Below are 24,214 nucleotides of genomic sequence, written 5' to 3'. Positions count from 1 at the left end.
ACGTCTACAGGCTGCGTGCTGGCCCCTCGCGGTGCGGGTCACTGCGGTACGGGTCGTGAAGTCCCCGCGCCCGCTCTGCCCCTCGCTGACGTGCCGGGTCTTGCTCGACGCGGCTGGTTTCGATGCGTCGGGCGGCTTCGCCTGCTGGCAGGGCGCGGAGTTCATCGGCCTCGGCCTGCCGCGCGGCGGCCTGGGGTGCCCAGGCGGGCAGAGCCTTGGCGGTACGGGGCGGCTCGCCCCAGGCGTCGCGTATCTGCGCTCGCACGGTGGCGGCTTGCTGGGTCGGGGCCTGCTGCTCGTTCCTGGCTTTGCGCCTGCCGAACCTCCCAACGGTGGCGAGTCGGACGTGGGCTGCGGGCTCTTGCTCGACGGCGTCGAAGTAGGCGGCACCGTCGTGCGTGCCCCGCTCACCGTGCGAGCCGAGCACGACGGTCCGACGTTCGTCGTCTACCTCGACGTCCCCCTCGACGAGACGCTCAAGAGACACGCAGGGCGGCCAGGTCAGTCTTGTCCTGCCGCCGTGCAACCCGACGGGAGGCCCATTCTCTTCTTGACGTTGTCGTCGCGACAAGGTCTAGCGTCACCGCCATGACCATCTCAGTGATCGACAGTGCCGCGGGAATGAGCCGGGTTCTGGCCGCAACGCCGGCCGAGCGTGCCGCTCGGGTACGGGAGTTGTGGGACCCGATGGCCGGCATGTACTTCTTCATCCCGGGTGGGATGGACATGGTGAGCGCCCACCACCAGAACTTCGGCTTCCCACTCGCCGGCCCGGACTCACTCGACGACCAGATCCGGCAAGGTCTGGATGAGCTGAGAGCGGCTGATGCCTGGCGTCGCACCCGTGCCGCTGTCAACGAGGGACTGGCGGCACTCACCTCGGTGATGCCCGGCCTGGAGCTTCCCGACCTGCGTGTCCTGCTGCTCCTTGGTGATCCGTCCAACCGGCACTTCTTCGAGGAGGCTGGCGGCATTTCCGGATTCGGCGGAATCAGCGGCTACATCGTCATCACCGTGTGGCCGTCACCAGCCGTGATCGATCGCCTCGAGGCAATTGTGGTGCACGAGTTGCACCACAACGTGCGCTACTCCCCGGGCGGGGTGGTGTGGGATCCCGCCACCGTGACGGTGGGCGAGCACGTGATCTCTGAAGGCCTGGCCGACATGTTCGCGGTAGAGCTGTATGGGCAGCGCGGCTACACCCACTTTGTCAGCGACGCCACCCGCAAGGACGACGCTGTTCTCGCCAAGGTCGTCTCCGGGCTCGGCGTGACCGGTATGTCCGACTTCGCGTCTTGGGTGCTCGGCGACGCCACAGCCGAGTTCTTCGGGGCCGCGCCCGTGGGGCTGCCGACAGGTGCCGGGTACGCGGCTGGCGCCCGACTCGTGGGGGCCTACCTCGACGTGACCGGAACTACTGCAGCGACGAGTACTCGGACGCCCGCGGCCGATATCCTCGATGTAGCGCTGCCACGGTTCGGCTTGGAGCCGGGCGCGGAACACTAGCCCCCGACCCAGGACGACACGACTCACGCAGATTGGGGCCAGCAGTGGAGTGGACCGTGCACGAGCTCGCCGAACGCGCGGGGATCAGCGGCCGCACCCTGCGCCACTACCACCGCATCGGCCTACTCGCTCCTGACCGGGTCGGTTCCAACGGCTACCGGTACTACGGGCCCCGCGCCGTCGCACGGTTGCAGCGGGTTCTGCTGCTGCGCGGCACTGGCATGCCGCTGGCTCAAATCGCAGCAGCCCTCAGCGCTTCGACATCGACCGCGACTGAGGTCGAAGCCTTGGTCACTCAGCTTGAGGCGCTCCATTCCGAACAGCTCGCCCTCGAACGTCGAATCCACGCGGTGGAACACACCCTGCAGATGCGCCAAGAAGGACGCGAACCGCAAATGGACCTCATGCTTCAAGGCTTCAATGACGCCTACGAGGACGATGTGGTCCGCCGCTGGGGGCGAGAAGCCTTCGAGGCCTCGAATCGGTGGTGGCACGAAATGACGGTCAACCAGCAGCGTGACTGGAAGACCAGGAACGAGGCCCTCGTTGAGCAGTGGGACCAACTTGCGAAAGATGGCGAGACCCCTGGGTCCTTCGCAGCGCAGCAGCATGCCGCAACCCATATCGCCTGGTTCGCCCAAATCCCCGGCACCCCGACCCACGCAGGCGACGAGGCCGGTGCCGCCGCCATGATCTGCGGAATGGCCGACATGTACGAGACCAACCCCGACTTCCACCACACCTTTGGCGGTCCCGACGTCGCCCGCCTCGCCGCCGACGCTCTCCGAATCCACGTGGGAGCCTCAACGGGCTGAAACCAGTCGGCCACGGGCGCTCCAGGGGCCACGACTCAAGGCCCATCAGGGATGTTGACCAAACGGATGCTTGGTGAAGGAGAAAGGGTCTCCCGGGTCCAGGCGCACTGCCAGCTCGTCGCCGTTGTCAGCGACGACCGTGACCGGACTCTCTAACCATGTCAGGCCGTGCAGTGTCCACCAGGGGGCACGGCAGCTGTGTCGACGGATCGGTGAGCGCACCGTCATCCCCCTGCGCGAGCCAGAGCCACCGTCAGGCTGCTGCCCACAGGGTGGTCAGGTGCCTGGCCGCGGCTTACCCTGAAATCATGAAGCGCGTCGGATTGCTGGCCATGGTCGCCGGCACGGCTGGGGTGGTCGCCCTGGCCTTGTCGGGCTCAGACCTTCTCGCCGTGCCCTTGGGGGTCGTTGTGGTGGCCGGGCTGTCCCTGTGCCTGGGGCTACCGGGCCGCGCTTGGAGTCGCTTCCTCGCGGAGGTCGTCGTAGGCCTTGCTGTCGCCCTTGGCCTGACCGTGCTGGTGATGCTCGCCCTGTTCAGGTTCGGCCCGTGGGCTGACCCGCCGGGTATGGATGCACTCCATGCTGTCCTCTCGGCTGTCGCGATCGCCGCTGCGTCGTGGCGTGCATGGCGACGGTCCCCCGCCTCCGGTGGTCACCCGGGTGTCGGCGCTGGTGAGTTCTTCTCGCCTGCGGGGGGCTTCGAGAAGGGGTGATTGGCCGGGTCCTGACCCCGCGGGGCTGGCCGGCTCCTGGAACCCGCGCGGCGCGGCCGCGTCCGCTGGCTAGGGTGGAGATCATGTCGTCGCCCACCCTGCTCGCCTCGCTCCTGGCCGGTCGCACCTCGCGGACGGAGGAGCAGCAGGTGCTGGCGCTGCTGCGGATGGCGTCGGCGTCCGCGTTGGATCGCATCCTGCTCGAGACCGACGCCGCCGAGCTGATCGGCAGCCTGGACGACCGCCGCTTCGGCCCGGCCAACCGGACGGCCGTGCGTGACCTGCTCGTGGCGCGGATCGGCGACCTCAGCATCCAGGCCCGCGCCAACCTCGCCTACGGGCTGCAGGCCGGGCCCACGTCGCGGGCAGATGCGGAAGCTATCCGCGCGGTGTTCCTCTCCTGCCGCGGGGAGGACCTCACTCGCCTGAAGAACGCGATGAACATGCGCACCGACTCCCACGACCTGGAAGGTCTGGTCTATTCCGACGTCGGGAGCCCCACCATCCGTGCGGAGATCCTCAACCACATCGCCCGCGAGGCCGCCGGCGTCGAACCGGGCGAGGCGAAGGTGCTGTGCGACATCGACGACACCGTCGTCTGCGCGCTGCACGACCGGCGCTACCCGCGCGGCACGATCTACCCCGGCATCCTGGCCCTGTTGGACGCCCTCGACCGCGGCCCCGACGACGAGCCGTTCTCGATGGGCGACCTGACGTTCGTCACGGCCCGCCCCGGTGACGCGTTCGGCCTCATCGAGAACCACACGCGCGCGTCCCTGCGCCGCGCCGGCATCGCCCACCACTCGGTGATGACCGGCACCGTCCAGGCCCTGTTCACCTGCGACCTCATGGCCGGCCGCAAGATCGCCAACATCGAGCACTACCACGCACTGTTCCCCGAGTACCGGCTGCTGTTCATCGGCGACTCCGGCCAGGCCGACATCCGCGTCGGCGACACCTTGTGGCAGCGGCTGGAGCACGCGCTCGACATCGTGTTCATCCACGACGTCGTGCACACCTCGGACGCCGAGCGTGCGCGCCTGCGCGGCGAACGCATCCACCTCGTCGACACCTATGTCGGGGCGGCCCGCATCGCCCACGAGCGTGGCCTCATCGCCCGCGCCGGCCTCGACCGGGTGGTGCAGGAGTCGCTGTCCGCGCTGGCCGAGATCCGCTGGAGCAGCGTGGAGCAGGAGCGGGCCACCCGGGCCCTGTTCGAGCGGGACGCCGCCCTCGGCTGAGCCGCCGCCCCCAGCGCCCAGCCGGGCCTGTGGCCCGCTGGGTCACGCCAGGAAGGCGCGGGCGATGGCCAGGGCGTCGGACGAGCCACCGGGGGCGTCCTCGCAGAACACGGCGACCGCGAGGTCGCCGGCGACGACCACGACCCAGCCGTGGTGGCGCACCGGTGAGCCCCAACTCGCCGTGCCGGTCTTCGCCAGCACGCGCACGCCCGGGTGGGCGGCGGCGATCCCCCCGAGCTCGGCGGCGGTGCCGTCCGTGACCGCCGCGCCCATGAGCGAGGCCAGGGCGTCCGCCTCGGCCTGGGTCAGTGGGGTGGCGGCGGACGTCCGCCCTGGCTCCTCGACGAGCACCGGGTCGACGGTGTGACCGGCCGCCACCGAGGCGGCCACCGTCGCCATCCCGAGCGGCGAGGCCAGCACCCGGCCCTGCCCGATGAGCGCAGCGGCCCGCTCGACGTCGGTGCCCTCGGCCGGCACGGCGCCCGAGAACGAGCCGACCACCAGGTTCTTCTCCCCCGTCAGCCCCAGGGACGCCGCGGCGTCCGCCACCTGCTCCGGCGTGAGCGTGGCCGCCTGGGCCAGGAAGGCGCTGTTGCACGACCACGCGAACGCGGTGCGCAGCGGCACGTCACCCAGGGCGGCGGCCGGGTAGCCCGCCCAGTTGTCGAACCGGTACCCGTCCACCGTCAGGCCGTCGGTGCACGGCACGAGCGCATCGGGCGTGGCACCGGCGCGGAGCATGGCCAAGGCGGTCACGATCTTGAACGTCGAACCGGGCGCGAACTGGCCCAGCGTCGCGGTCGAGTGGCCCGCCGAGCCCGGGCCGGACGCGGCGGCGAGCACCGCGCCATCGGAGGGCCGGATCGCCACGAGCGCGCTGGCGCCCGTCGGCCCGCCCGGGGTGGCGGCGGCGTCCGCCAGCACAGCCTCGGCGGCCTCCTGCACGCCGACATCGATCGTCGTGCGCACCGCCGCGCCGTCGAGGGCGTCGACCCTGAACAGCTCCCGAGCCGGCGGCGGCACGCCCTCACCGACGGCCTCGACGACGAAGCCGGTCGTGCCGCCGAGCACGTGATTGCGCGCCTCCTGCAGGCCGCCGCGGCCCACCAGGTCACCGCCGCGGATGGTGCCGCCGGAGGCGTCCACCTGCTCGGCCGTCGCCTCCCCCACCGCGCCCAGCAGCGGCCGAGCGAACGTCGCCGTCCGCCCCAGCGGGCGGGTGGTCTCCAAGGCGCGCACGCCGATCCACCGCTGCGCCGCCCGGGCCAGCTCCGCCTCGGCCGGCACCAGGGCCCGCAGCACCCGCGCCTCCACGAAAGCCCGCGGGCCGGCGCCGCGCACCTGCGCGACGAACCGCTCGGCGTCCAAACCCAGCAAGCCGGCGATCTGCGCGGCGGACGCCTCGGCCGTCGCGGCATCGGTGAGCGTCTTGTCGATACCGACCCGCAGCGCCGGCTGGTTCCAGGCCAGGGGCTCGTCGCGCTGCCCCAGGATGGGCCCGCGCACCGGCGCCAGCCGCGTCGCCCGCAGGTGCTCCCCCGGCTGCAGGCCGGGGGCCACGGCCTCGGGGGCGTAGACGGCGCGCCAGTCACCGAAGGCCGCCGGCGCCACCGCCTGCCCCGGCTCCCCGCGCCGCAGGTCGATGGCCGTCGCGTACTCCCAGGCCGGCTTGCCCTCGTGGATCACCCATGACCAGGCGAGATGGGCCCGCAGCGTCCCGTCGGGCCTGCTCTCGAGCTCCTGCACGGCCACCGTGGGCCGCAGGTCACCCATGCCGGCGTAGATCTCGGTCAGCGCGCCGGCGTCCGGCGCGGTGAACAGCGCGTCGTCGAGGACTCCGGAGGCGAAACCGGCGGCCACGTCGTGCGCCACCTGCGCGGCCCGTTGGCCGGGCCGCACCGCGAACCACCACACCCCCGCCGCGATGAGCAGGACGAGCGCCACCGCCGCGGCCACGAGCCCGCGGGTCGTCGGCGCCTCCTGCGGGGCGCGCATCAGGCGTGGACGACGATCTCGACCTTCTGGAACTCCTTGACCTCGGTGTACCCCGTGGTGCCCATCGCCTTGCGCAGCGCCCCGACGAGGTTCATCGTGCCGTCCGGGGTGTGCGAAGGCCCGAGCACGATCTCCTCCAGCGTGCCCGCGCGGCCCATGCGGACGCGCTCACCGCGCGGCAGGCGGGCGTGCCACGCCTCCGGCCCCCAGTGCCAGCCCCGGCCGGGCGCCTCCGCGGCGCGGGCCAGCGGCGTCCCGACCATGCAGGCATCCGCCCCGCAGGCGATCGCCTTGGCGAGGTCGCCCGAGCGGCCCAGGGCCCCGTCGGCGATGACCTGCACGTAACGGCCACCGGACTCGTCCATGTAGTCGCGCCGCGCCGCCGCCACGTCCGCGATCGCGGACGCCATCGGCACCTCGACGCCCAGCACGTGCCGCGTCCGGCCCGTCGCGCCGCCGCCGAAGCCCACCAGGACGCCGGCTGCACCCGTCCGCATGAGGTGCAGCGCCGCCTGGTAGGTGGCGCACCCGCCGACGATGACGGGCACGTCGAGCTTGCGGATGAACTCCTTGAGGTTCAGCGGCTGGGCGTCGTGGCTGACGTGCTCGGCCGAGACCGTCGTGCCGCGGATGACGAAGAAGTCGACCCCCGCCTTCTCCACGGCGGACGCGAACTCCTGCGTCTGCTGGGGGCTGAGCGCGCCGGCCACCGGGACGCCCGCGTCCCGGATCTGCTGCATGCGCGCCCCGATGAGTTCGGCCTTGATCGGCTCCTCGTAGAGCTCCTGCATCCGGCGGGTCGCGGCGCCGGCGTCGGAAATGCCGCCGAGTTCCTCGAGCAGGGGCTCGGGGTCGTCATAGCGCGTCCACAGCCCCTCGAGATTGAGCACGCCCAGCCCGCCCAGGCGCCCGAAGGCGATGGCCGTCTCGGGCGACATCACCGAGTCCATCGGCGCCGCCATGAGCGGGAAGTCGAAGGTCAGCGCGTCGATCGTCCACGCCAGCCGGACGTCCTCGGGCGAGCGGGTGCGCCGCGTGGGCACGATGGCGATGTCGTCGAAGCCGTAGACTTGGGTGGCGCGCTTGGCGCGTCCGATCTCGATCACGAAAGTCTCCTCGGTCGTGGGAAAGGTGGGTCAGCGGGACGAGTAGTTCGGCGCCTCGACGGTCATCTGGATGTCGTGGGGGTGGGACTCGCGCAGGCCGGCCGACGTGATCCGCACGAACCGGCCCTTGGCCTGCAGCTCGGGCACGGTGCGGGCCCCGGAGTAGAACATCGACTGGCGCAGGCCGCCGATGAGCTGGTGGGCGACCGCGGCCAGCGGCCCCCGGTAGGCCACCTGCCCCTCGATGCCCTCGGGCACGAACTTCTCATCCGTGGTCGAGGAGGCCTGGAAGTAGCGGTCGGAGGCGTAGCTGCCGGCCGTGCCGCGGGCCTTCATCGCACCGAGACTGCCCATGCCGCGGTAGCTCTTGTACTGCTTGCCGTTGATGAACACCAGGTCGCCCGGGCTCTCGTCACAACCGGCCAGCAGGGAGCCGAGCATCACGGTGTTCGCGCCGGCGACGAGCGCCTTCGCGATGTCGCCGGAGTACTGCAGCCCGCCGTCGCCGATCACCGGGACGCCGGCCGGCCGGGCCGCGCGCGCCGCCTCGTGGATCGCCGTCACCTGGGGGACGCCGACGCCCGCGACCACGCGGGTCGTGCAGATCGAGCCCGGGCCGATGCCGACCTTGACCCCGTCCGCGCCGGCCTCGATGAGCGCCTTGGCCCCCTCAAACGTGCCGATGTTGCCGCCGACGATGTCGACGCCGGCCGCGCGCGGCTCGGCCTTGAGGCGCCGGATGAGGTCCATCTCGGAGCGGCTGTGCCCGTGGGCGGTGTCGGTGACGATCATGTCGACGCCGGCCTCGACGAGACCCATGGCCCGCTCCCACGCGTCGCCGAACGTGCCGACCGCGGCGCCGACGCGCAGGCGGCCGTGGTCGTCCTTCGTCGCGAGGGGGTACTTGTCGGACTTCACGTAGTCCTTCAGCGTGATGAGCCCGGTGAGCCTCCCGTCGGCGTCCACCAGGGGGAGCTTCTCGATCTTGTGCTGCGCCAGCAGGCGCAGGGCGTCCTCGGGCGCGATGCCCGGGTGCCCGGTGACCAGCGGCATGCGCGTCATCACGTCGCCGACGCGGCGGGCGGGGTCGTCCTCGAAGCGCATGTCGCGGTTGGTGATGATGCCGACGAGGCGGTTCGCGTCGTCCACCACCGGCAGCCCGGAGATGCGGTACCGGCCGCACATCTCGTCCACCTCACCGATCGTGGCATCGACGCTGGTGGTGATCGGCTGGTCAACCATGCCTGCCTCGGAGCGCTTCACCCTATCGACCCGGCCCGCCTGGTCGGCCGCACTCATGTTGCGGTGCAGGATGCCGAGGCCGCCCTGGCGGGCCATGGCGATGGCCATGCGCGCCTCGGTGACCGTGTCCATCGCCGCGCTGATCAGGGGCACGCGCAGCGTGATCGAGCGGGAGACCTGGGTCGTCGTGTCCACCTCGGCCGGCACGACGTCGCTCTCGTTCGGCTGGAGCAGCACGTCGTCGAAGGTCAGCCCGAGGGGGAGGAAGGGTCTGGGAACACCGGCAGGGGTCAGGTCGTCGAACGACATTGGGATGCGGCACCTCTCCGTGGACGTGGGCCGCCAGTCTATCCCCCGGCTCGGGGCTCAGATCTCGAGCTGCTCCCCGTGCCAGACGACGGTCTGGACGGCGTTCCACACCACGAACGCGACGACGAGCACGGCCAGCGCCCGCCACTGCCGCCGGCTCAGGGGCACCAGGCCGAGCACGGCGAGGCTCCACGGCAGGTACCAGGGGTGCAGCGCCTGGCCCAGCAGCGCCACGGCCAGGGAACCCCAGCCGACGGCCGCGAGGGGGCGGTCGCTGAACCGGACGACACACCAGGCGAGCACGACGAGGAGCACCGCGTTGGAGACCGCGCCGACGACCGCGCGGAACAGCGTCGCGTCCAGCCCCCAACCGTCGACGGCCCACCCTCCCCACTGCGAGAGCAGCGCGAAGGGCGCCACCGTGCCCGCCTCCCCCATCAGGGCCAGCCAGGCGACCCAGCCGAAGCCCTTGCCGCTCGCCAGGCTGATCGCCGCGAACACCGCGAGCGTGACGGCCGTCACGCCCACCGTTCGGACGCCGAGCCGCACCAGCCGTTGCCCCAGCGGCAACCGGGCCAGCTCGGCGAGCACGGGCAGGCCGGCGATGGCCAGCACCATCAGGCCCGCCTGTTGTTTGAACGCCATCGCGACGCCCACCAGGGCGGGCGCGGCCAGCCACAGCAGCCACGGCGTCACCCGGGACGCGGGGCGCTCCAGGGCCACCACCGTCACCCAGACCGCCGCGAGCGCCACGCCCACCATGGGGGCGTCGTTGTGCGCACCGCCCAGAAAATGCACGACGAGGAGCGGATTCAGCAGCCCCCACCACTGGGCGCGACCGGCCGCGTCCGGATCGGTTGGGCGGATGAAGCGCGCGATGCGGGGCAGCACGAGCGCCAGCAGCACCACCCCCACGACCACGGGCCACCGCATCGCGACCACCGACCAGTACGGGTGGTTACCGGTGAGGCCCACCACGACCTGGTTCACGACCAGCGACAGGGCGGGGTACGCGACCCCACTGCCGACCCACAGCGGGTCGACGCCGGACGCGAACGGCCCCCCGGCGCTGGCCAGGCCATCGCGGTACACCGAGCCGCCGGCGTTCTCGATCCACCCCGCATCGGCGTAGAGCACGGCGTCGTTGCTGAGCACGGGCGGCAGCGCCAGCAGCGGCAGCGACCACAGCGCGAGCAGCCACCCGGGCCGCTCGACGGGGCGGACGCCGTCACGCACCCGCAACGCCCACCACACCCCGCACAGGGCCACCACCCCCAGCACGACGGCCACCCTGTTGAGCGGGATCGGGAGGGCCGCCCCCACCGCGTTCACCCACCCGGCCGGCCAGCCGGCGGTGTCGAACGCGAACTCCGGGTGGGCGGACCCCCACGCCACGAGCGCGGTCGCCAGCGTGCCCCCGGCCGCGGCCACCCCCCAGGGGAGGCCGGGCCTCGCGGATTCGCGCACGCCACGGGCCCCTTGCCGCTCGCTCACCCGGCCCTCCTGTCGTTTGCGACGTGGTCGATGCGGCACCAGCCTAGGACGTGTCGGCCTCCACCCACGCCGCAGCCGACGGCCCGGCGTGCCCACGAACCCCGCGTCACCCTAGGGTGGGTGGCATGCCGACCACGCCGCCACCGCCGCACGCCCTGCCGGCTCCGCGTCCGCTGCCGCCGCCCCCGCCGCCGCCGTGGTATCTGCCACCCGCCGCGACGGGGCGCAGCCGGGCCCCCGACCTGGCGCGGGGCGTCATGCTGCTGCTGATCGCCTGGGCCAACTCCACCTGGTACCTGTGGGGGCGGGAGTCGGACGCGGCGTCCTGGACGTCGGCGCACCCCGCCGACGGCGGGCCGCTCGACCGGGCCTTGCGGGCCGTCATGGCCGTCGCGATCGACGGCCACGTCTACCCGATGTTCGCGTTCCTGTTCGGGTACGGCATGGTGCAGCTGGCCCGCAGCCGCGTCGCCCGCGGCTGGAGCCCGCCGGCCATCGTGCGGCACCTGCAGCGTCGCCACGCTTTCATGCTGCTCTTCGGCTTCGCACACGCGCTGCTGCTGTTCGCCGGCGACGTGCTCGGCGCCTACGGGTTGGCCGGGCTGGTGCTCGTCGCGCTGCTGTTCGGGGCGCGCGACCGCACCCTGCTGGTGTGGACCGTCGTGTTCGCCTGCCTGTTCTGCTCCCCCGCCCTGCTCACGGTGGTGGCGGCGCCGTTGCTGTGGTGGCTCACCCGGGACGCCCCCGAGCTCGATGCGGCCGATCTCGGGGCGGCGGGCCTGGACGCGGTGCCCTTCGGCTCGCTGGCCGACCTCTTCGCCGGTCAGACGAACTACCTGGTGGCAGCGCTCGTGCGTGCCGTGCTGTGGCTGGTCTCCACCCCCAGCGTGGTGTTGGGCTTCACCGTGCCCGCAATGATCCTGCTCGGCTGGCTGGCGGCCCGCCGCGGCATCCTGGAACGCCCGGCCGAGCACCGCCGCCTGCTCACCCGGGTCGCCGTCGGCGGCCTGGGGCTGGGCTGGCTGGGCGGGGTGCCGCTGGCGCTGGAGCATCTGGGCGTGCTGGTGTTGCCCGTGACGGTCAGCTGGGCCCCCATGACCCTCAGCTATGCCCTCGGCCCGTTCGCCGGTGTCGGCTACGTGGCGCTGTTCGGCCGGCTAGCCGCGCGTGATCGGGCCCCGGGGCCGGTCGGCCGGGCCGTCGCCGCGCTTGGCCAGCGGTCGCTCTCGGGCTACCTGTGGCAGTCGATCGTCATGGCGCCACTGCTCGCCGCGTGGGGATTCGGCCTGGGCGCCCACGTCACCACGGCGGGCGTCCTCGCGATCGCCTCGGGAGTGTGGCTCGCATCGGTCCTGATCGCCGCACGGCTCGGAGCACGCAACCGCCCGGGCCCGTTCGAGGCACTGCTGCGGCGCCTCATCGGACCTCCGGACGCCGCCCAGGTGCGGGGGAACCCGGCACCGGAGATCCGGACGCCGCCGCACGGCCCGGGAGCCCCTCCCGCAGCAACGGACGCACCCGGTAGCCGATGACCTCGCGCAGGTAGACGCTCGTCGAGGTGCGGACGATGCCGGGGCAGAGCCGGATGTCCTCAGCGACCCGATAGAGGTCGTCGGGGTCGCGGGCCACCACCCGGATCACGAGGTCCGTCTCCCCCGCCGGCGCCAGGCACTCCAGCACCTCAGGGATGCGGCGCAACGCGGCGATCGCGTCCTCCAGGAAGTGCTGGTCGAGCTCGGCGCTGACCGTGGCGGCCAACCGGTGGCCCAGCGCGGCCGGGGGCACCATCGTGGACGCGAGCCGCAACAACCCCTCCGTCCGGTAGCGCTCCAGGCGGGCCTGCACCGTGCCGCGGGCCAGCCCGGTGCGCTGCGCCAGCATGAGCACCGTCATGCGCGGGTCAGCGTCCAACTCCAACAACAGGCGGCGGTCGGTGGCGTCCAACTGGTACACGGCGGTGCTCCTCCGGGGGCGGGCTGAGTGGCTCGGGCGGGCGTCCTGATCAATCCTGACCGTGCACGCGGACGCGCAGTGATCAGATTGCCCACCAGTATGGCACTCGCTTGTGCAGCAGTGCCGCTGTGGGGTGAAGTGGTGCACACAACAGGGCCGGTACTCCCACAAGGAGCCACCGCCCGAGGACCTCAGAGGGCGGCGGCCGCGATCCGGACGCCGGCCGGGCCCGCACCGCACACCCACGGTCGGCCGCGTCCACCGGCACCACCACGCGAACGGGCCCCGCACAAAGATGTGCGGGGCCCGTCGGCGTACCCGGGAGGGGTGCGGCGCCAGCTCAGTGCTGGTGGCCGTCCTCGTCCTCGTCGGGCTTGTCGACCACGAGGGTCTCGGTGGTGAGCAGCAGCGCGGCGATGGACGCGGCGTTGGCCAGCGCGGAGCGCGTGACCTTCACCGGGTCGATCACACCAGCGGCGACGAGGTCGCCGTACTCACCGGTGGCGGCGTTGTAGCCGCTGCCCGGCTGGAGCTCGGCCACCTTGGCCACGATGACGTAGCCCGGCTCGCCACCGTTCTCGGCGATCCAGCGCAGCGGCTCGACCAGCGCCTTCTCGACGATCTTGACGCCGGCCTTCTCGTCACCGCTCTTGCCGAGGCCGTCGGAGAGCACCTTGCCGGCGTGGACGAGGGCCGAGCCGCCACCGGCGACGATGCCCTCCTCGATCGCCGCGCGGGTCGCGCTGACGGCGTCCTCGATGCGGTGCTTCTTCTCCTTCATCTCGACCTCGGTCGCGGCACCGACCTTGATGACGCACACGCCACCGGCGAGCTTCGCGACGCGCTCGGAGAGCTTCTCGCGATCCCACTCCGAATCGGTGCGGCCAATCTCGGCGCGGAGCTGCTCGACGCGCCCCTCGACTGCGGACGCCTCGCCGGCGCCGTCGACGATGGTCGTGTCGTCCTTGGTGACGACGACGCGGCGGGCGCGGCCCAGCACGTCGAGGCCCACCTGGTCGAGCTTGAGGCCGACCTCGGCGGCGACGACCTGGCCACCGGTGAGGATCGCGATGTCCTCCAGCATGGCCTTGCGGCGGTCACCGAACGCGGGCGCCTTGACGGCCACGGAGGTGAAGGTGCCGCGGATCTTGTTGACGACCAGCGTGCTGAGCGCCTCGCCGTCCACGTCCTCGGCCACGATGAACAGGGTGCCGGAGGCGCCGATGACCTTCTCCAGCAGCGGGAGCAGGTCGTTCATCGAGCTGATCTTGCCCGAGTGGATGAGGATGTACGGGTTGTCCAGCACAGCCTCCATGCGCTCGGGGTCGGTCACCATGTACGGCGACAGGTAGCCCTTGTCGAACTGCATGCCCTCGGTGAACTCGAGCTCGGTGCCGAAGGTGTTGGACTCGTCGACGGTGATGACGCCGTCCTTGCCCACCTTGTCGAACGCCTCGGCGATGAGCTCGCCGATCTCGGCGTCACGGCTGCTGATGGTCGCCACGTTCGCCATGTCGGCGGTCGTCTCGACCTGCTTGGCCGCGCCGCGCAGCTCGTCGCCGACGGCCTCGACGGCCGCCTCGATGCCCCGCTTGAGGCCGACGGGGTTGGAGCCGGCCGCGACGGCGCGCAGGCCCTCGTGGACGAGCGCCTGGGCGAGCACGGTTGCGGTGGTGGTGCCGTCACCGGCGACGTCGTTCGTCTTGGTGGCGACCTCCTTGGCGAGCTGGGCGCCGAGGTTCTCGTACGGATCGGTGAGCTCGACCTCCTTGGCGACGGTCACGCCGTCGTTGGTGATCGTCGGGGCGCCCCACTTCTTGTCGAGCACCACGTACCGGCCCTTAGGGCCGAGGGTCACCTTCACCGTGTTGGCGAGGGCATCCACGCCACGCTCGAGCGAGCGGCGGGCCTCCTCGTCGAACTGAAGGATCTTTGCCATGGGTGGTTACTTCCCTATCGCTTGGTTGGTGTGGACCGGGCTCACTTGGAGACGACGGCGAGGATGTCGCGCGCGTTGAGCAGCAGGTAATCCGTGCCGTCGTACTTCACCTCGGTGCCGCCGTACTTGCTGAAGATGACGACGTCGCCCTCGGCGACGTCGAGCGGGACGCGGTTGCCCTTGTCGTCGATGCGGCCGGGGCCGGTCGCCACGACCTTGCCCTCCTGCGGCTTCTCCTTGGCGGTGTCGGGAATGACCAGACCCGAGGCGGTGGTGGTCTCGGCCTCGAGGGGCTGGATGAGGATGCGGTCCTCGAGCGGCTTGATCGTGACGGCCACGATGGGTGCCCTTTCCTTGGTTCGTCCCCCCGCCGGTCGGCGGGTGGGTGGTTCATTGGTGTTGCGCCGTCCCCTGCGTCGTCGCGGTGCCGCCGGGGCTGGCACACTCGGGTGTCGAGTGCCAGAAGCGACGCTACACCCGAGTTAGCACTCGTTCAACCTGAGTGCTAAGCCGCGTCGTGCGGTGCTAGGACGCGGTGCGTTCGGCGACCAGGGCCACCGCCCCGCGCTCGGTGGGGGTGAGGATCAGCGTGGCGGACGCCCGCCCCGTCGGCTTCAGCCGCTTGCGCAACGCCGCCGGATCGACGTCCAGGCCACGCTTCTTGATCTCCAGGGTGCCGATGCCGCGCTCGCGCACCCAGGCCCGCAGCACCTTCTCGTCGAACGGCAGCACGTCCAGCACGCGGAAGCACGTCGCGAACGGGGTGGGCAGCGCGGCGTCCGCCGTGAGGTAGGCGATGCCGGACGCCACCCGGTGCGCCCGCAGCAGCCCGGCCAGCTCGTCCACCAGGCCCGCGCGGACGACCGCGCCGTCCGGCTCGTAGACGAACGCGGCCACGGGCCCCACGTCGGCGGGTGGTCGGCCCGACCCGGGCAGCTCGACCCCGTCGACGACGGCGGTGCGCGCCCCGCCGGCCAAGCCCGGCCCGGCCCACACCGCGCACTCGACCACGGTGCCCGCGTCCGAGACCCACTCCGCGTCGGCACCCGGGGGCAGCACAGCATGCGGTACGCCGGGGCCGAGTTTCACGCACGCCGGACGCGTCCCGTCCAGCAGCGACGCCACGAACGGCCAGGGCGGGCTGAGGTCCTCCACCCGCCACGAGCGGCCGGACGCCGTGCGCCGGGCCGGGTCGGCGAAAACGGCCGTGTCGGACGCCGACAGCTCCGGCCAGCGCTCCTCGGCGTCGCCGGTCACGACCTCGCGGCCCAGGTTGGCGGCGGCGAAGACGGCGGTCGCCTCGTCGCGCTCCACGGCGACCACGTCGAGCCCCCCGTCCAGCACCGCGAGGGCGTCTGCCCCGATGCCGCAACCGAGATCGACCACCCGCCTCGCCCCCAGGGCGGCGAACCGCCGGGCGCGCCGCACCGCCACCTCAGCCCGGGTGGCCTGCTCCAACCCGTCGGGGGTGAGGAACAGCCTCTCGGCGCGGTCACCGAACTTCGCCCGGGCGCGACGCCGCAGCGCCACCTGGGCCAGCGCCGCGGCGGCCAAGTCGGGTGCGGTAAGGGCGCGCAGCCGCGTCCCGGCGGCCAGCGACGCCGGGTCGGCCTCCGCGGCGGCGGCGGCCAACACCGGCCGGGCGGCGTCCGAGACCAGCCAGCGGGCGACGTCAGGATCCATGCCCCTATTCTGCGATGTCGACCGCCACGCCGCTCGGATGGTCGACCGCGCCGCCGTCTCGTCCCCGCAACGTGCAGCCCACCAGCTCCACCGAGCGAACGCCCCCGGAGACGGCCATCACGGTCTGGTTCGGGTCGGCGGAGAACACGCTGTCGTGGGCGACGAGCGTGCCGGATCCGACGAAGGTCGCCGCGCCGGAGTAGGACGACTCGCGGATGTTGGAGGCGAACGTCATCCGGTTCAGGGTGACTGTGGTGTTCTCCCCCATCACGTAGAGCCCCTCGTGCCGATTGTTGTTGAAGCGGCAGTCGTTGAACACGGCCTCGCCACCACCCCCACCCTCCACGATGAGGCCCACGTAGCTGTCGACGCCGCTGCAGCGGTTGACGGTGATGGAGTGGGGACGCCGCACGTAGAAGGCGGCATAGGTGGCGATGCCTTGCGGCCGGCCGTTGCGGGCAAAGGTGCAGTCCTCCACCAGCACCGTGGTGGAGGCCGAATCGGGGGCGACGTCGACGTAGAGGAATCCCCGCCCCGCGTTGTCGTTCGCCGTGCACCGCCGGAACACGATGTCGTCGAAGGCCCACGTCGGGCCGTGGGACTCGACGTCGATGCCGGCCCTCGGTTCGAGGTCACCGTGGCCGTTGGCGTGGAAGGTGGAGTCTTCACACAGCAGCCTGGCGCACGAGGTGATCGAGATGCCGTTCCGGTCATTGTCGTGGCACGCCACCCGGGCCAAGGTGACGTCCTGGCTCGGGCGCCGGTCGGCGCCGACGTAGATCCCGTCGCCCAGGGCACGGCACGCCTCGAGGTCGGTCAGGGTCACCGACCGGGCGTTGTTGACCTGGATCGCGTGACGCCACTCCGTTCTGTCCCCCCGGTAGTCGGCGCGGTTCGCGTCCCAGACCCCGCCGACGACCGTGACGTCGCGCCGGCCGGTCAGGTCGAGCAGCACGCCGTGCGTGCCGGGCACGCGGCACACGAAGGTCGACCCCAGCGTGACCAGGCGGACGCCGTCGGGCGGGGTGACCGGCTCGGTGCGCTCGTAGGTTCCGGGCCGTACGACGATGTCGCGCATCGTGCCCCGGTAGGAACGCAGGGACGCGAACGCCTCGTCGAGGCGCTCGCCGTCGATCGCTGCCTCCCAGTCCACGGGCGGGTCGAGCGGGATGTCGGTCGGCTGGGGGGTCGGGGTGGGGGGGGGCGTCGGCGTGGGCGTCGGCGTCGGCGTTGGCGGGGGGGTGGGCGTCGCGGTCGGCGTGGGGGTGGGCGTCGGCGTGGGGGTCGACGTCGGCGTGGCCTGCCCCCCGGGTGTCCGGGCGCAGCCGACCAGACCGGCGGCACCTCCCCACAGCAGCAGGCGTCGGGACAGTGGGCTCATCGGGTCTCCTCCTGCACGCGGCGGGGCCGGCGGTACGGCTCATCGGCCGAGCGGGTTCGTTGGTAGAGGGCGAAGAGCAGACCCCAGCCGAGCCAGATGATGCTGCGCAGCAGGTTGCCCTCGTAGCTGGACTGGATGGCGAAGGAGGCCACCTGACCGACGAGGCTGACGCCGATGGCGACGGCGAGCCAGCGGACGTCGGGGGCCACCCTGGGCAAGAGCCACACCACGGCGGACCAGGCAATGAGCACTCCCAGGAGCAGCCCCAGCGGGATGCCGAACCACACGATCTGCTGCAGGAACGTGTTGTGCACGTGGACGCCCACGCCGGCCCCCGTGCCCAGCCAGGGCTCAACCGCGACCAGGGCGAAGCCCTCGTCCAGCAGGTCGCCACGGGCGAACACGTTGCGGAGCCCGAACCGCGACCCCACGAACGTGCGCGCCGTGGGCAGAACGGCCACGAACAACAATGCGACGAGCAACACAGCCGCGGCCACCTTCCACAGGCGGCGCACCAGCATTCGGCCCGAAGGCTCGAGCAGGACGTACAGGACGATCGACAGGCCGAACGTCACCAGGCTGCCCCGGCTCATGGTGAGCACGAGCATCCCGAAGGCCACCACCCCGCCGATTCCCGCGACCCGGTCGCGGCGGTGCAGCGCGAAGGCAAGCAGCGGGAGGATGAGCGGTGTCACCAGCGCCGCAGGGTTGTTGGAGCGGCCTATGAACGGGTGGCTGAGGCGGGCGAAGTACGAGATGTAGTCCCCCGAGGCCGGGTCGAGCGTGCTCGGAGGGAGGAAGCCCGGGACGCGCAGTTGGAGGAGCACACAGGGCAGCAGCAGCAGGAACACCCACGCCGTGATCACGCGAGCGACCTGCTCCCCGGTCAGACCCCGGGTGAACACCACGATGAGGCCGAAGACGAGCAGCGACTCGGTGGCTCCCATCAGGTAGTAATTGGTCTGCCAGTCGTTCTGCGTCCAGGCCAGGGACAGCCAGGTCCACACAATCGTGACGCCCCCCACAGCGAGGTAGACCAAGGGTGGACGCCCGAGGCCGGTACTGACCAGGACGAGGGCCGCGATGGGAAGGACGACCACGACGGCCAGCTCGAACACTGTGCTGGGCAAGATGATTCCGACCGAGTGAAGCGTCGTCGGTGCTGCGGAGCACAGCAGCAGAAACCCGAGGGCCAGCCATCTCAAACCGGACAGCCACCGGGGCAGCGGCCTAAGAGGGCGAGACACACCTAGCCAGGCCAGGGGGTGGTTGGTGACGACTCGTCTCACGGCGTGGCTCCCTCGCGTGGTTCATCCGCCGCCGGGGCGGGGTGTCGGGCCATGGTCCGGCGCATGAGGAGGCGCGCGACGACGGCCATGGTGACATAGGTCAGGACGTTGCCGACGGCACACCCGACCATGCCGAACCGTGGAATGAGGACGAGGTAGGCGATCAGGCCCACCGGGATCCCTGCCAGGGCCGTCACCGCGCTGGCGCGCAGGTCGCCGAACCCGTTATTGACGGAGTTGTCGACGAGTTGGCTGGCCATCGCCATGCCACCCAGCAGCAGCAGCACGAGGATCGGGGTGCTGCCCGCGAACTCGCCGCCGAGCCACACTTCGAGCAACAAGGACCCGAAGACGCCGATCAGGACGCTGATGCCGGCCGAGCCGAGCATCACGCGCGTCCACCAGTAGCGGTGCATGGCGGGCTGCCAGCCGCGCGCCACGCTGCGCACGACCATGGGGGCCACCGCCGCCGGAAGCGTCCCGGCGAGCACCGACAGGGTCGCGGCGGACGCGTACACCCCGACGGGGGCCGGCCCGGCGAAGGCGCCGAGCAGCACCCGGTCCATCTGGCCGGCCACGCCCATCCCAGCCGCGACGGCCAGGCCCGGGGTGCTGAACCGCACCAGGCGCCCCAGCAGCCCCCGCTCCTGCGCGGTGCCGGGCGGTTCGGCCGCCATCTGGCGCCGCACGGAGATCGTCTGGACCAACTGGTGCACCAGCGGGCGGGCGACGACGCTCAGCATCCCGGTGTGGAGCGTCAGCGTCCCGGACGCCCACAGCGCCCCCAGCAGGCCCAGCGCCGCGGCGGCCCCGACGAACTCGCCGGTGACGGCCGTCCGGTGCCACCCCACCCCGTGCAACCCCTCGCGCAGGAGGCCGGAACGCAGGTGGGCGGTGCCCATGATCACGAGGGCCGCTACGAGCACCGGGTCGGACACCCGACTGAGCAGGGGGAACACCGTCAGGGCCGCCACCGCGGTCACCACGAGGTCGAGCCCCACGAGCGGCCGGGTGGCGCGCACGTACTGGCGCAGGGAGAGCCCCCACCGGGGGCTGGACAACACGATCCGGGCCGAGGAGAGCAGCCCCAGTGACGCCGCGAGCACGATCAGATTCACGATGGTCTGCCCGAGGGCCAGCACTCCCCGATCCGATGCCCCCAGCCACTTGGCGATCAGGAGAGCCATCAGACCCTGGGCGCCCGCAGTCATCCCGCTCAATACGGTCAGCTGCACCGGCACCGGCAGCCCACGGGGAGCCCGGCCGCTCATCGCCCACCGGCTGGGGTGAGGACGACCACGTGACCGGGACGCCACCACTCGGCCACCTGGGCTCGCAGCGCCTGGCGCCGCACCGCGCCCCCCTCGCCGCGGCGCGTGACCCCGCGGACGACGAACTCGAGCAGACCGATGCCGAGGCCCAGCAGACCGCCGCGCACCAGGCCGTGCCCCACACGCAGGTAGCGCAGGCGGCTCACCCGCAACGCGATGAAGGCGCGTCCCCCGCTGACCGCGAACGACGCACCACCGGCGTGCTCGCCCCACACCTGCGGCACCAGCCAGCAGCCTCCCGGGGCCCGGCGGCACAGGTCGACGTCCTCGTAGTACAGCTCGAAGCGCTCATCGAACCCGCCCAGCTCGCGCCACGTCACCACGGAGGTCACCAGCAGTGCGCCGTCGAGCTGTTCGACACGCACCGGGGCGTCTCCGGTGGGGCGCTCCATCCGATAGGCACGGCTCCCGATCACTGCCTTGGCCACCTCGCGCGACACGGTGACCAGCGGCCGCGCGTTCAGGCCCGGACCCTGCCCCAGCACACCGGCCACCACTGCCCCCGGGATCGCCTCCACCACGGTGAGCAGCTCCGAGAGGGGGCGGACGAGTCGGACGTCCGGATTGACGATGGCCACGTGGGTGGCCTCGGGCTCGCACCGAACCCCCCGGTTGGCGGCTCGGCCGTACCCGAGGTTGGCCCCGGGCGCGAGGTACGTCGCCCGCTCCCCCGCCGCCGCGACGGCGGCGCGACAGGCAGCCTCATCGGCGTTGTCGACCACCACCACGCGCACGTGGGGGTCGGCGAGCAGACCGGCCAGGCATCCGGGCAGGTCCTCGGCCGAACGGTAGGCGACGACGACCGCGACGATCACCGGTGCGCTCACGCTCCCACCACCAGCGTGCGCCAGGCATCGGCCCAGGCGGCGTAGGAATAGTGTCGCTGCACCGCCTGACGGGCGGTCTGGGCCGCGCTGAGCCGCTCGGCCGCCGGCAGCGCGAGCACCCCGTCCAGGGCGTCGACCCAGGCGGCCTCGGTCGTCGCCGTCCGGGCGCCGATCCGTTCGGCGGCCAGCCGGTTCGCCCCCACGGGGCTGACGACAGCCGGCAGGCCCGCGGCACCGTACTGCAGGAGCTTGTAGGCACACTTGCCGCGCTCGTAGCGGCCGTCGGGCAGCGGCATGAGCCCGACGTCGGCGGCCGGCAGGTCACGCCAGATGTCCGGGTGCCACGCGCGGCGGTCGCACATCGCCTCCAGCGGCCCCAAGTCGCCCCCGGCGCCGGAGACGACGGTGAGGCGCAGGCCGCGGCGTCGGTGCAGCGCCAGCAGCGGGCCGCTGATGCTGGCCAGGTGCGCCTCGGTGGTGGGTGACCCCACCCACAGCGCCCGTGGCGGTCCGTCGGTCGTGGCGGCGAGGGCCGGGTAGGCGTCCGGCTCCACGCAGCTGGGGATGACGTGGATCCGGTCGGCCGGCGCGACAGCCCGCGCCAGGCCGGCGAGGTGGTCGCTGCCCACGATCACCACGTCGGCCGCGGCGAGCGCCGCGTGCCACACCCGGGCCCGGGAGACGGGACGCAGCCCGGTGGGTTCGGTGCCCAGCGCGTCGTCCACGTCGTAGACGCCTCGCCCGGCCGCGCGCAGCAGCCGCGCCTCGAGGCGTCCGTTCGAGAACGGGCTGGCCTGCTTGGACAGCAGCAGCCGCCCCCCGGCGAGGGTGCGGGGCAGGCGCCGCAGGCCCGTCTCGGCGCCCAAAACGGCGGCCGGGCGCCGCAGCAGCGCGCGCGGGGCGTTGCGGGCGCCGCCGAGGTAGGTGTGGCTGTCGGCGTCCAGGCCCAGGTGGTCCAGCCAGCCGAACACCCGGACGCGCGAGGACGCCCCCCGGCGTCCGTAGGGGGTGACGGTCGTGAGCCGCGGGGCGCTCACAGCCGCAGGTCCACACAGGCGCGGGGCAGGGCGTACTTGAGGTCGTAGATGACCGCGCCGGGGGCGCCGAGCGCCCGGAGGCCGGCCTCGTCCAGCTCCGTGAACTGCCGGTGCGCGACGGCGAGGACGATCGCGGCGTAGGCCCCGGGCTCGGGCCGCTCGACGAGTTGCAGGCCGTACTCGGCGGCCGCCTCGTCCGGGTCGGCCCATGGGTCGTGCACCTCGGGCGCCATGCCGTACTCGCGCAGTTCGGCCACCACCTCGGCCACCTTCGAGTTGCGCAGGTCGGGCGTGTTCTCCTTGAAGGTCAACCCGAGAACGAGCACGCGGGCCCCGCTCACAGCCAGGCCGCGCCGCGTCATCAGCTTCACCAGCTCGGACGCGATGTGCTCGGGCATCGCGTCGTTCAGCCGCCGCCCGGCGAGGATGATCTCGGGGTGGTGGCCGACCGCCTGGGCCTTGTGGGTCAGGTAGTAGGGGTCCACGCCGATGCAATGGCCGCCCACCAGGCCGGGCCGGAAGGGAAGAAAGTTCCACTTGGTGCCAGCCGCGGCCAGCACGTCCTCGGTGTCGATGCCGAGGCGTCCGAACAGCACGCTGAGCTCGTTGACCAGGGCGATGTTCACGTCGCGTTGGGTGTTCTCGATCACCTTGGCCGCCTCGGCGACCCGAATTGTCGGGGCCCGGTGGGTGCCGGCGGTCACCACGCGGCGGTAGAGCGTGTCGACCTCCTCGGCGATCTCGGGCGTGGAGCCGGACGTGACCTTCACGATGCCGGGCAGGCGGTGTTGCTTGTCGCCGGGGTTGATGCGTTCGGGGCTGTAACCGACGAAGAAGTCCTCGTTGAATCGCAGGCCGGACACCTCCTCGAGCAACGGGACGCACTCCTCCTCCGTCGCGCCCGGGTAGACCGTCGACTCGTAGATCACCAGCGCACCGGGCGGCATGTGGGTCGCGATCGCCCGGGTGGCGGCCAGGACGGGCCCGAGATCGGGTCGTTTGTGGCGGTCGATGGGCGTCGGCGTGGTCACGATGAAGGTGTTGGCCTGCGCCAGGCTGGCCGGATCGGCGCTGAAGCGCAGCCCCGGTGCGGCGGCGAGCTCGGCGGCGTCGACCTCGAGGGTGTGGTCCTGACCGGCGGCCAGCTCGGCCACGCGCGCGGCGTTGATGTCGTGGCCGAGCACGTCCAGGGTGCGGCCGAACTCGACCGCCAGCGGCAGGCCCACGTATCCGAGGCCGACGACCGCCAGCCGGGTCTCGGCCGGACGGCGCGCGCTCACCGCTGACCCGCCGCACCGCCGTTGCGGAACCAGTCCACGGTGGCCGCCAACCCTTCGGGCAACTCAACGGGGGTGACGCCGCCGAACAGCGCGCGCACCCGCTCGCCGTCCGCCTGGGAGGCGCGGACGTCGCCGCGGCGACTGTCCACGTGGGTGCGTTCCACCGGGTGCCCGAGCGCGTCCTCCAGCAGGGCCAGCAGGTCGAGCAGCGTGGTGGGGGTGCCGTAGGCCAGGTTGACCGGATCGGGGCTGCCGATCTGCTCGGCCAGCGCGGTCTCGATCACTTCGCAGACGGTGTCCACGTAGGTGAAGTCGCGCGACTGGCGTCCGTCGCCGTGGATCTCCACCGGTCGCCCGGCCAGCGCCGCCTCCAGGAACTTCGGGATCACCGCGGCGTAGGCGTGCCCCGCCGCCTGCCCAGGCCCGTACACGTTGAAGAAGCGGAAGGCCAACGTCGTCATGTCGTAGGAGTGGCCGTAGGCGATCGCGTAGCCCTCCGTGGCCAGCTTGCTGACGGCGTACGGGCTGAGCGGCCGCGTCCAGTCGAACTCGTCCTTCGGCAGGCGCGGATTGGCTCCGTAGACCGAGCTGGAGGAGGCCACGATCACCTGGCCGACGCCGGCGGCGCGAGCCGCTTCGAGCACCCGGAGCGTGCCGGTCGCGTTGGCCTCGTGGGAGGCCAGGGGTTGAGCGATGGAGCGTGGCACGCTGGGGATCGCGGCGAGGTGGACGACGGCGTCCACACCCCTGACGGCGTCCTCGAGCGCGTCGGCGTCCAGGATGCTCCCCTCGCGGAGCAGGTCCTCGTGACCGGCCAGGATGGAGCGATACCCGGTGCTCAGGTCGTCGAGTGCCCGCACCTCGGCGATCCCGGGGGACGCGGCGAGCCGCTTCACGAGCGTCGACCCGATGAACCCGGCCCCGCCTGTCACGAGAGCACGCACGTTCCACTCCATCCTCTGGCTGTCAGTGACCGCCCCCCGGCGTGAGGATATCGACTTCCGCGCCATCGTGCCGCACACGCGCCACGCCGGGGGTCAGCGGCGTTCCTCGCGGTCGGGGCCCCCGTGTGC

General features: G+C 72.3%; 21 protein-coding genes. 5 read left to right on the top strand and 16 right to left on the bottom strand.

What is annotated here, in order from left to right; translation table 11 throughout:
- Positions 1-4: 4 nt before the first annotated feature.
- Positions 5-487, bottom strand: a complete 483-nt coding sequence (locus PCC79_RS05160) for a hypothetical protein (protein WP_342373192.1) — start codon at positions 485-487, stop codon at positions 5-7.
- Positions 488-588: 101 nt separating this feature from the next.
- Here PCC79_RS05160 and PCC79_RS05155 point away from each other — a divergent pair, with 101 nt between their 5' ends.
- The 4 genes from PCC79_RS05155 (at position 589) to PCC79_RS05140 (ending at position 4,275) form a co-directional block, all read left to right on the top strand.
- Entirely contained in the window at positions 589-1,506 is a 918-nt protein-coding gene (locus PCC79_RS05155; protein WP_342373191.1) for a DUF2268 domain-containing protein, read from the top strand.
- A gap of 56 nt (positions 1,507-1,562) precedes the next feature.
- Positions 1,563-2,321 carry a MerR family transcriptional regulator gene (locus tag PCC79_RS05150; RefSeq protein ID WP_342373190.1) on the top strand — a complete coding sequence of 253 codons (759 nt, stop codon included), beginning with the start codon at positions 1,563-1,565 and terminating at the stop codon, positions 2,319-2,321.
- A 308-nt stretch (positions 2,322-2,629) separates the two neighbouring features.
- On the top strand, positions 2,630-3,034 hold the full coding sequence (locus tag PCC79_RS05145; protein WP_232548909.1) for a hypothetical protein: 405 nt from the start codon (positions 2,630-2,632) through the stop codon (positions 3,032-3,034).
- Between the two features lie 83 nt (positions 3,035-3,117).
- Entirely contained in the window at positions 3,118-4,275 is a 1,158-nt protein-coding gene (locus PCC79_RS05140) for a phosphatase domain-containing protein (RefSeq protein ID WP_342373189.1), read from the top strand.
- Positions 4,276-4,317: 42 nt separating this feature from the next.
- On the opposite strand, the gene PCC79_RS05135 is transcribed toward PCC79_RS05140, so the two are convergent.
- From PCC79_RS05135 to mptB, 4 genes are read right to left on the bottom strand one after another with little or no spacing between them, the layout of a single operon-like run.
- Positions 4,318-6,270: a penicillin-binding transpeptidase domain-containing protein gene (locus PCC79_RS05135; RefSeq protein ID WP_342373188.1), complete on the bottom strand. Its 1,953-nt coding sequence runs from the start codon at positions 6,268-6,270 to the stop codon at positions 4,318-4,320.
- Positions 6,270-7,376 (bottom strand): GuaB3 family IMP dehydrogenase-related protein, encoded by a 1,107-nt coding sequence (locus PCC79_RS05130; protein WP_232548912.1) that lies wholly within the window; start codon positions 7,374-7,376, stop codon positions 6,270-6,272. Before PCC79_RS05130 ends, PCC79_RS05135 begins: the two co-directional genes overlap by 1 nt.
- Positions 7,377-7,406: 30 nt before the next feature.
- Positions 7,407-8,927, bottom strand: coding sequence for an IMP dehydrogenase (gene guaB / locus PCC79_RS05125; protein WP_342373187.1), 1,521 nt, complete (start codon positions 8,925-8,927; stop codon positions 7,407-7,409).
- A gap of 57 nt (positions 8,928-8,984) precedes the next feature.
- The gene (gene mptB / locus PCC79_RS05120; RefSeq protein ID WP_342373186.1) at positions 8,985-10,394 is read right to left on the bottom strand and encodes a polyprenol phosphomannose-dependent alpha 1,6 mannosyltransferase MptB; all 1,410 of its coding nucleotides are present in this window, start codon (positions 10,392-10,394) and stop codon (positions 8,985-8,987) included.
- 152 nt (positions 10,395-10,546) lie between these two features.
- Between mptB and PCC79_RS05115 the strand changes: the two genes are divergently transcribed.
- Positions 10,547-11,953, top strand: a complete 1,407-nt coding sequence (locus PCC79_RS05115; RefSeq protein ID WP_342373185.1) for a DUF418 domain-containing protein — start codon at positions 10,547-10,549, stop codon at positions 11,951-11,953.
- On the opposite strand, the gene PCC79_RS05110 is transcribed toward PCC79_RS05115, so the two are convergent.
- The 11 genes from PCC79_RS05110 to PCC79_RS05060 form a co-directional block, all read right to left on the bottom strand.
- Complete coding sequence (locus tag PCC79_RS05110) at positions 11,838-12,374, bottom strand: Lrp/AsnC family transcriptional regulator (protein ID WP_342373184.1); 537 nt, start codon at positions 12,372-12,374, stop codon at positions 11,838-11,840. The genes PCC79_RS05115 and PCC79_RS05110 overlap by 116 nt on opposite strands.
- 340 nt (positions 12,375-12,714) lie before the next feature.
- Positions 12,715-14,313, bottom strand: coding sequence for a chaperonin GroEL (gene groL / locus PCC79_RS05105; RefSeq protein ID WP_342373183.1), 1,599 nt, complete (start codon positions 14,311-14,313; stop codon positions 12,715-12,717).
- A gap of 41 nt (positions 14,314-14,354) precedes the next feature.
- Positions 14,355-14,651: a co-chaperone GroES gene (gene groES, locus PCC79_RS05100; RefSeq protein ID WP_232548918.1), complete on the bottom strand. Its 297-nt coding sequence runs from the start codon at positions 14,649-14,651 to the stop codon at positions 14,355-14,357.
- Between the two features lie 187 nt (positions 14,652-14,838).
- Positions 14,839-15,996 (bottom strand): class I SAM-dependent methyltransferase, encoded by a 1,158-nt coding sequence (locus PCC79_RS05095; RefSeq protein WP_342373182.1) that lies wholly within the window; start codon positions 15,994-15,996, stop codon positions 14,839-14,841.
- A 4-nt stretch (positions 15,997-16,000) separates the two neighbouring features.
- A complete protein-coding gene (locus PCC79_RS05090; protein WP_342373181.1) occupies positions 16,001-17,377 on the bottom strand; it encodes a right-handed parallel beta-helix repeat-containing protein in 1,377 nt (458 codons plus the stop codon).
- Positions 17,374-18,507, bottom strand: a complete 1,134-nt coding sequence (locus PCC79_RS05085; RefSeq protein ID WP_232548921.1) for an O-antigen ligase family protein — start codon at positions 18,505-18,507, stop codon at positions 17,374-17,376. The genes PCC79_RS05090 and PCC79_RS05085 overlap by 4 nt, the downstream gene beginning before the upstream one ends.
- Positions 18,508-18,662: 155 nt before the next feature.
- A complete protein-coding gene (locus tag PCC79_RS05080; protein WP_342373180.1) occupies positions 18,663-19,853 on the bottom strand; it encodes a lipopolysaccharide biosynthesis protein in 1,191 nt (396 codons plus the stop codon).
- Between the two features lie 80 nt (positions 19,854-19,933).
- The gene (locus PCC79_RS05075; RefSeq protein ID WP_232548923.1) at positions 19,934-20,824 is read right to left on the bottom strand and encodes a glycosyltransferase; all 891 of its coding nucleotides are present in this window, start codon (positions 20,822-20,824) and stop codon (positions 19,934-19,936) included.
- The gene (locus PCC79_RS05070) at positions 20,821-21,861 is read right to left on the bottom strand and encodes a glycosyltransferase (RefSeq protein ID WP_232548924.1); all 1,041 of its coding nucleotides are present in this window, start codon (positions 21,859-21,861) and stop codon (positions 20,821-20,823) included. The genes PCC79_RS05075 and PCC79_RS05070 overlap by 4 nt, the downstream gene beginning before the upstream one ends.
- The gene (locus tag PCC79_RS05065) at positions 21,858-23,141 is read right to left on the bottom strand and encodes a nucleotide sugar dehydrogenase (RefSeq protein WP_232548925.1); all 1,284 of its coding nucleotides are present in this window, start codon (positions 23,139-23,141) and stop codon (positions 21,858-21,860) included. Before PCC79_RS05065 ends, PCC79_RS05070 begins: the two co-directional genes overlap by 4 nt.
- Positions 23,138-24,085 carry an NAD-dependent epimerase/dehydratase family protein gene (locus PCC79_RS05060; RefSeq protein WP_342373179.1) on the bottom strand — a complete coding sequence of 316 codons (948 nt, stop codon included), beginning with the start codon at positions 24,083-24,085 and terminating at the stop codon, positions 23,138-23,140. The genes PCC79_RS05065 and PCC79_RS05060 overlap by 4 nt, the downstream gene beginning before the upstream one ends.
- Positions 24,086-24,214: the final 129 nt, after the last annotated feature.

This window comes from Propioniciclava soli, assembly GCF_038502305.1.
GTDB lineage: Bacteria > Actinomycetota > Actinomycetes > Propionibacteriales > Propionibacteriaceae > Propioniciclava > Propioniciclava soli.
The sequence above is the reverse complement of the archived record's forward strand: the minus strand, read 5'-3'. Positions and strand labels throughout refer to the sequence as shown.